Source organism: Peribacillus sp. NPDC097197 (genome assembly GCF_050278025.1).
GTDB lineage: Bacteria > Bacillota > Bacilli > Bacillales > DSM-1321 > Peribacillus.
The window spans coordinates 1-2,339 of record NZ_JBNNST010000033.1 but is presented as its reverse complement, the minus strand read 5'-3'; the positions used below and the strand labels follow the sequence as shown (position 1 = coordinate 2,339).

At 32.4% G+C, this 2,339-nt stretch carries 2 protein-coding genes and 1 rRNA gene; 1 reads left to right on the top strand and 2 read right to left on the bottom strand.

Features of this window, described 5'->3' with window-relative positions; all coding sequences use genetic code 11:
• Positions 1 to 78, top strand: a 5S ribosomal RNA gene (gene rrf / locus ACQKL6_RS20695); the annotation flags it as partial.
• A 590-nt stretch (positions 79 to 668) separates the two neighbouring features.
• Here rrf and ACQKL6_RS20690 read toward each other — a convergent pair.
• Together ACQKL6_RS20690 and ACQKL6_RS20685 are read right to left on the bottom strand one after the other, a co-directional pair.
• Positions 669 to 1,097 (bottom strand): hypothetical protein, encoded by a 429-nt coding sequence (locus ACQKL6_RS20690; RefSeq protein WP_427651837.1) that lies wholly within the window; start codon positions 1,095 to 1,097, stop codon positions 669 to 671.
• A gap of 62 nt (positions 1,098 to 1,159) precedes the next feature.
• Positions 1,160 to 1,441, bottom strand: coding sequence for a hypothetical protein (locus tag ACQKL6_RS20685; protein ID WP_427651835.1), 282 nt, complete (start codon positions 1,439 to 1,441; stop codon positions 1,160 to 1,162).
• Positions 1,442 to 2,339 lie beyond the last annotated feature (898 nt).

Genomic DNA, 2,339 nt, shown 5'->3' with positions numbered 1-2,339 from the left:
TCCGAACACGGCAGTTAAGCTCTTCAGCGCCGATGGTAGTTGGGGGTTTCCCCCTGTGAGAGTAGGACGCCGCCAAGCCATTTCAAGGTCAGCCACTAGGCTGGCCTTTTTTGTGTTCTCAATAAAAATGGAACATGGGTTACTTTTGTAGAGGGAAAGAGCTTTACCTATAAATAAAAAATTAAATTCATATCTTATTTTAGCAATAGTTTTACAAATTACGTTATAAGGTAGAGGGGACTTCCAAAGTTTTATCCCTTTCTACACACTCATATATTAAAAAAACCTTATTCTCATATTTAAAGTGCTGTGTTTTTTATAAACGATGGTCTATATTACGTAACAAATTAAATATTATCTGTACCCCTTATACTGCGGGTTATTTTTTATTAATGAAGGTAGACTCAATAATGAAAGTAATGAGCATATAAACAGTAATTTATAACGCTCTATTCAACATGATATTAATTATAGATTTCAAAGACCTAACTCAAAATCTTCCTGATTGGAATTTAAGATTAAAATAATGAATTGAGAGGAGCTGCGCGTAATAGTCAATAAAACTGGCTATTAGATCAGCTCCTTTTAGATTTTCTAAAAAAAGATCAACTCCAGGACTTATAACTTTAAAGCCCCTGCTAGTTCTATAAGAAGCAGAAAAGAAAATATTAAACAGTTGCTCGAACTATATAACAAGAAAATGTTATAGGTAAGCCATCTTTTGTGGCATTTTGCTCGAAAATCTTAGATACTTCATACAAGTTTTTTTCTTTTAAAGTTTCATAAATGGAAGGGTGTTGACCGAAACAACGTAATTTTAAAACATCCAATGGGGAGTGAATATACTCTGTACTATTTATTGCTTCAATCTTAGAGTGAGAGAACTTACTAATATCAATTCTATGATTAATGAGATTTAAGATTGGAGTTCCTATTGAAGAATCAAAGAGGTTAGGAAATAAAAGGGGTAATTCTTTATTTGTCTCATCTCCAGGATGGAGACCAATTATTTTGCCACCACTTTTTATAACTTTCTTAAGGTATGGATATGCGGATGTAGGACCTTTCCTTATGTATGCACAATCAAATTCATCCATTTCAAAAGGCAATCCATTTTTTATATTTCCTAAAACAAAAGATACATTTGGTTTTTTATCTTTTAGCCTAACTTGTAAGCTGTTACATCAAACCCTATTATTTCTTTTGCTACCGAGCCACATTCATTTGTTAGCTCGCCGTGTCCACATCCAATATCCAATACTTTCCTTACAACTGTGGTTTTAGTTACTTCTTTATCAAATATTGATTCTCCGTTAGGCTCTGTAAGTGTAGAATTCCAAGAATATATGTATTTACCCTGAATGTCACTAAGTTGTTTATACCATTCTATCGAATGTGGCTGCACCCATTCTGTAAAAGTTGTAGGGTCTGTTAATTGCATATACAATCCCCCTTAATAGATCTAAAATAATTATTATTCTTTAAGTTAATAAAAAGTCCTCCTTCTTCAACTAAACTGCCTCGTTAGTTTAAGCGTAACATTTCACAAACAATATTCCCTTACGAAAATCAACCCTTATCTTTAACACAGCCTATAACATAATACGAACCGTTTGTTATTAATTTCACCGTATCATGTAAATGGGTAATGCCCTCTGACTGTTTTAAGAGTTATATTTGAGTTAGAAGTAACTTAAATTCGCTTAATAAGTTAAGCTGTATAATCAGAGTGTAAGGATATTAAGCATTCACATTAGGAGAACTCGTTTCATTTACGCCCCTGGTGCAGCTCTCTAGCATAAGTTCAATAAGGGGATTCTCCATTAACCTTAGATATGGACCTTTAATATTAATATAGACTCATGTCAGCTTACTTGTTTCATAATTGTGATATTAGAATGATATCTGCAAGAGTAACAAGAGTGGTGTGTAATATCTGACTAAGGCTCTATATAGAAATTATTTGCTCCTTATTTAAAAGGCTATCCCTTTATGGTAGAAAGTAATAATTGTCCTTGATTAACATTGAAAGCTTATTGTGTATAAATGAAGAGTGGAGGGATAATCCTTCCCTTAAAGAGTACTGTCAGTGGTACTTGTTATCCAATGGAGGAGGAACATTATTATCCTAATAAATTATAATAAGGTATTTCACTTAAATGTGTTGACTTTGAAACTGAAAAGGATTAATATAAATAAGCATTAAGAAAACAAATGCAAAACTTCATTGCTTATAGCTGAATCGCTAGAAGAAATGACACAATAAAAACTATTGACTTCTTATAAAGAAAATGATAAGATGAAATGGTCGCTGAAAAACACAGCGATTAAAAATAAGT